Source organism: Catenibacterium sp. RTP21428st1_D7_RTP21428_210409 (assembly GCF_040227455.1).
Taxonomy (GTDB): domain Bacteria; phylum Bacillota_I; class Bacilli_A; order Erysipelotrichales; family Coprobacillaceae; genus Catenibacterium; species Catenibacterium mitsuoka_A.
On sequence record NZ_JBEHVX010000130.1, the window covers coordinates 1 to 4,701 of the forward strand.

Here is a 4,701-nt window from a genome sequence, read left to right on the forward strand (position 1 = left end):
AAAAGACAATATAAGAATGTAGGAAAACCTACATTCTTATATTGTCCTAAACCTACATTTTTATATTGACTTTTGCACCTATATATTGAGGCTGATTTGAAACCAACTTTAATACAGTCGGTTTTTATTTTACCTTGTAAGGAGATTGATTTATTAATAAGAACATAGAATGACGTTAAATTATTCGTAGTTGCTTGATAGTTGATAGTGCAACTAACGATATTAAGCTATATTTGAAGTGAGGAGGGAAATAAAAATGAAAATTTCATTAATGTTATTAATGGCGCTTATACCTGCACTTATTATCTGGAGTGTCATCATCTATGTCGTTTATTTGCTTATTTTCGCCTTAAGAAAATATATTAAGTCAAAGCCTGTACGTAAAGAAAAAGAGGAGTATGTAAAAACACTAGGAGGTGTGATTAAAAAGCAACGCATGGAATGTCAGATGACTCAGGAATTTGTGGCAGAAACACTTGGTGTATCAAGACAGGCAGTCTCTAAATGGGAAAATGGTTCTTCTGATCCAAGTACAACTAATCTTATAGCGCTTGCAAATCTATTTGATATTACACCTGAAGAAATGTTGAAAGAAATACGATAAACTTTACAAAAATACCTACCATTTTAAGTGATTATTTATTATAATTGTGAAGTATTTTTTTTAAATACTGATTTTAAAATTTAAGGGGAGTTTGTAGTATGATTCAATTTTTTAAAAACAACATCGAACCTAGAAAGAAATTAAGAACAGCTGAAATTATTGTTCTTATTGCATTAGTATTAGGTTCAATTATTTCTCTTTGTGTAGGTCTTAAAGAAGTACATTCTAATCCTGGTAAAGTGGATTATGTACAAAGCATTGTAATGAAAAGAAATACACAGGATGAAGACTATAGTTCAGACAACACAGTATGTGATGTTACATATAGTAAAGGTGACAAACAGCTTGTTGTTTCTTATTCTTATGAAGAATATACACAGTTAAAGAATAAGACTATTACTGCTTATGAATTCAAGACAAGTAATGGAACTGACTTATACTTTGATCACAAAGATGTGAGTCAGAAAGAAGTTAAAAATTCTTATAAGCAGGTCATGGCAAATAAGACTATGTATATCTTTAACCTTGCATCTTCTTTATTTATCTTAAGCTTATCATTGGCTTTGATGTTGTTATTCTCTAAACAGTTTACAACATATGAAAAGAGCTGGTTCATGACTATCATGGTACTTGCTACTATTTTCGCTGTTGCATTCCCAGAAGAAAGTGCAAATGGTGTTAATGGTATTGTTATCATGTTATTGTATCTTTTAGATACATTCTTAAATATCTTATGTGAATTACTCATTTCTAAACAGTCTCGTTACAACTTCTTAGTATCTGTTGCTGTAGAAATTGCGGAAATCGCAATGTGTATTGTATTAATGTATCGTTTTGCAACAATGGTGACTACATTATTCTTCTGGCTTCCAATTGATATCATCAGTTATATCAACTGGTCTAAGCATAAAGATGAAGAAGAAGATGAATTAACAATGGTAAGAAAACTAAAAGGTTACCAGGAAGTACTTGTTATTGTAGGTATCTTTGTATGGACTGTCGTTGTTGGTTATTTCATCAGTGGTTTAGATATTGCAACTGATTTCTATACAAATAAGACATTAGAAACATGGATCATTTATATTGATGCCTGTGCTTCTGCCGTAGGTATTGCGAATGGTTTATTTATCTTCTTCAGATTAAGAGAACAGTGGATTGCATGGTATATCTGTGCTGCTTTAGAAGCGATTATTAACATCCTATCTGGACAATATGTATTATTAATTCTTAAACTTGGTTACTTCACTAATACAACTTATGGTTATATTAAATGGACTAAATATATTAGAGAACACCAGAAAACAAACGAAAAACTATCTTTATTCTAATTAAATTTCTCTATAACTTGAGAGTAGCTTATAAAACTGCTACAATAGGAACGTAAAAAACATATAGAAACAGGAGTGATTATTATGGCAATTGCTGCAGGAGATTTTAGAACTGGACTTACATTAATCGTTGATGGCGATCCTTGGGTTGTTTTAGACTTCCAACATGTAAAACCTGGTAAAGGTGCTGCTATCTTAAAGACTAAGATGAAGAACCTAAAAACTGGTTCTACACAAGACAGAAACTTCAACGCTTCAACAAAATTCGAAGCTGCTAACATTGAAAAGAAAACAGCACAGTACTCATATGAAGCTGATTCTACTTATTATTTCATGGATATGGAAACATATGATACTTATGAGTTATCAGAAGAACAGATTGGATTCAATAAGTATTTCATCGTAGAAGGAAGAGAAGCATCTCTTATGTTCTTTGAAGGTGATTTATTATCTGTATCTATCCCAGAAAAAGTTGAATTAACTGTTGCTAAGACAGACCCAGCTATTAAAGGTGCACCATCTAACCAGACTAAGGATGCTGTCACTAATACTGGTCTAACATTAAGAGTACCTCAGTTTATTGAAGAAGGCGAAGAAATCGTTGTCTTCTCATCTGATGGAAAATACGCAGGAAGAGCTTAATATAAGCTCTTTTTTCACATATGAATAAAGTTGTACTTGTAACTGGTGGTGCTCAGGGGATAGGGAAAGCCATCGCATTAGAACTTGCGAAAAACCATTATGATGTAGTGATCAACTACCTTACTTCTAATAAAGCAGCGGCTTTATTAGAAGAAGAGATTAAAAAGAATTATGATGTACGTGTGATGATTATTCAAGCGGATGTATCAAAGGAAGAAGAAGTGGATGCTATGATTTCTTTAATAGAGAAAAAATGGGGTGGTGTTGATATTCTTATTAATAATGCTGCTGTTGATTTATCCAATCTCTTTCATCTTAAGACAGCAGATGAGTTTAGAAAGACATTGGATGTCAATGTCGTAGGGGCATTTAATTGTAGTAAGCGTGTCTATAGACATATGCTTGATCAGGAATATGGACGTATTATTAATATTTCTTCTACCAATGGTATAAATACTTATTATCCAATGTGTATTGATTATGATGCCTCTAAAGCGGCACTAATCTCATTAACACATAATCTTGCCTTTGAATATGGGCCATATATTAATGTGAATGCTATAGCACCAGGATTCATTGGAACAGACAATGAACTAGATGGATATGATGAAGAATTCTTAAAAGAGGAACAAGAAAAGATTATGGTGAACCGTTATGGTAAACCAGAGGAAGTGGCTTATCTTGTGAAGTTTCTTATTAGTGATGAAGCCAATTTCATCAACAATACAATTATAAGAATAGATGGCGGCCAGAAAGGCAGCTGTTAAAAAAGGTCCTGAAATCAATCAGGACCTTTCGTGTTATTTCTTTAAAACATTTGTAAGGGCGAATAGAATAGAAAGTTTACTATATTCTAATGTCAAACCACCCTGGATATAAAGTGTATAAGGTGCAACAACAGGCGCATCTGCACTTAATTCAATTGTGCTACCAGAAGTAAATGTACCAGCAGCCATTACTTCATCATGAGGATAACCAGGCATTGGTGCAGGCATAGTGGCAACAAATGAATCAATTGGAGAACTATTCTGAATAGCCTGTGTAAACTTCACTAGGTTTTCTTCTGTACCAAGTTCTAATGTTTGAATAATATCAGTTCTTTCTTCATTATATCTTGGAGATACATTATTAAAGCCTAACTTTTCTAACATATAAGCACTAAACACAGCACTCTTTAAAGCGTTCTTTACTGCATTAGGAGCCATAAACACCCCCTTGAAGAATGTATTATTCATGTTGAAGTTAGCTCCTAGATCTTTACCAATACCAGGTGCAGTTAATCTTTCAGCACACATAAAGATTAAATCTTTTCTACCTGCAATATAACCACCAGTAGGTGCAATACCTCCACCTAGATTCTTCATTAAAGACCCTACAACGATATCAGCACCGATATGTCCTGGTTCCTTCTTTTCTACAAGTTCACCATAGCAGTTATCTACCATGATAATAACATCCTTATTTACTTCTCTGATCTTAGTAATAATACGTTCAAGCTTAGAAAGTGTTAAAGATAAACGTGAAGAATAACCCTTAGATCTCTGGATTTCTACAAGTTTAACATCATTCTTCTTTAAACGTTCTACGATTTTATCATCATCGAAATCATTGTCAACTAAATCAATCTGTTCATAAGATACACCATGAGCCTTTAATGACTGACTAGATTCTCCTGAAATACCAATCATTTCCTGTAAAGAATCATAAGGTGCTCCAGATAATGAAATCATTGTATCACCATGCTTAAGTAAAGCAGATAAAGTTAAATAAAGCGCATTGGTACCACTCATGATCTGTGGTCTCACTAATGCATCTTCGCATCCAAGAATAGTTGCGAAAATAGCTTCTAGCTTATCTCTTCCTGAATCATAGCTGCCATATCCATTCATGTCCGCAAAATCAGAATAGCTGACATTATTCTCAATAAATGCTGAAAGAATTCTGTTTGAGTTATAGAAACAAACATCATCGATCTTTTTATAAATGTCTTTTAATGCAACATCAGATTCATTCGCAATTTTTAATAAGTTTTCATCTATTTGTTCTAATATCATAATTTCCTCCATTTCCCCGCGCCTTCGTTGCGCGGACACAAATATATAACCAAACTCAAATCCCCCAAAACTC

General features: G+C 33.2%; 5 protein-coding genes. 4 read left to right on the forward strand and 1 reads right to left on the reverse strand.

Translation table 11 applies throughout. The features are described from left to right. Nucleotides 1-256 precede the first annotated feature (256 nt). From ABUA27_RS12190 to ABUA27_RS12205, 4 genes are all read left to right on the forward strand, one after another. Entirely contained in the window at nucleotides 257-604 is a 348-nt protein-coding gene (locus ABUA27_RS12190; protein WP_349820816.1) for a helix-turn-helix domain-containing protein, read from the forward strand. Nucleotides 605-702: 98 nt separating this feature from the next. Next, nucleotides 703-1,932, forward strand: coding sequence for a nicotinamide riboside transporter PnuC (pnuC, locus tag ABUA27_RS12195; protein WP_303353179.1), 1,230 nt, complete (start codon nucleotides 703-705; stop codon nucleotides 1,930-1,932). A gap of 84 nt (nucleotides 1,933-2,016) precedes the next feature. Next, nucleotides 2,017-2,574, forward strand: a complete 558-nt coding sequence (efp, locus tag ABUA27_RS12200; RefSeq protein ID WP_006504282.1) for an elongation factor P — start codon at nucleotides 2,017-2,019, stop codon at nucleotides 2,572-2,574. Between the two features lie 20 nt (nucleotides 2,575-2,594). Further along, nucleotides 2,595-3,341 carry an SDR family NAD(P)-dependent oxidoreductase gene (locus ABUA27_RS12205; RefSeq protein ID WP_129982307.1) on the forward strand — a complete coding sequence of 249 codons (747 nt, stop codon included), beginning with the start codon at nucleotides 2,595-2,597 and terminating at the stop codon, nucleotides 3,339-3,341. Between the two features lie 33 nt (nucleotides 3,342-3,374). Here ABUA27_RS12205 and ABUA27_RS12210 read toward each other — a convergent pair whose 3' ends face one another. Further along, the gene (locus ABUA27_RS12210; protein ID WP_129982381.1) at nucleotides 3,375-4,628 is read right to left on the reverse strand and encodes a methionine gamma-lyase family protein; all 1,254 of its coding nucleotides are present in this window, start codon (nucleotides 4,626-4,628) and stop codon (nucleotides 3,375-3,377) included. Between the last annotated feature and the right edge of the window lie 73 nt (nucleotides 4,629-4,701).

Excerpts from the sequence above, each read along its gene's own strand:
- ABUA27_RS12190 (WP_349820816.1), top strand. The coding sequence starts at position 257 with ATGAAAATTTCATTAATGTTATTAATGGCGCTTATACCTGCACTTATT.
- pnuC (WP_303353179.1), top strand. The coding sequence starts at position 703 with ATGATTCAATTTTTTAAAAACAACATCGAACCTAGAAAGAAATTAAGA.
- efp (WP_006504282.1), top strand. The coding sequence starts at position 2,017 with ATGGCAATTGCTGCAGGAGATTTTAGAACTGGACTTACATTAATCGTT.
- ABUA27_RS12205 (WP_129982307.1), top strand. The coding sequence starts at position 2,595 with ATGAATAAAGTTGTACTTGTAACTGGTGGTGCTCAGGGGATAGGGAAA.
- ABUA27_RS12210 (WP_129982381.1), bottom strand. The coding sequence starts at position 4,628 with ATGATATTAGAACAAATAGATGAAAACTTATTAAAAATTGCGAATGAA.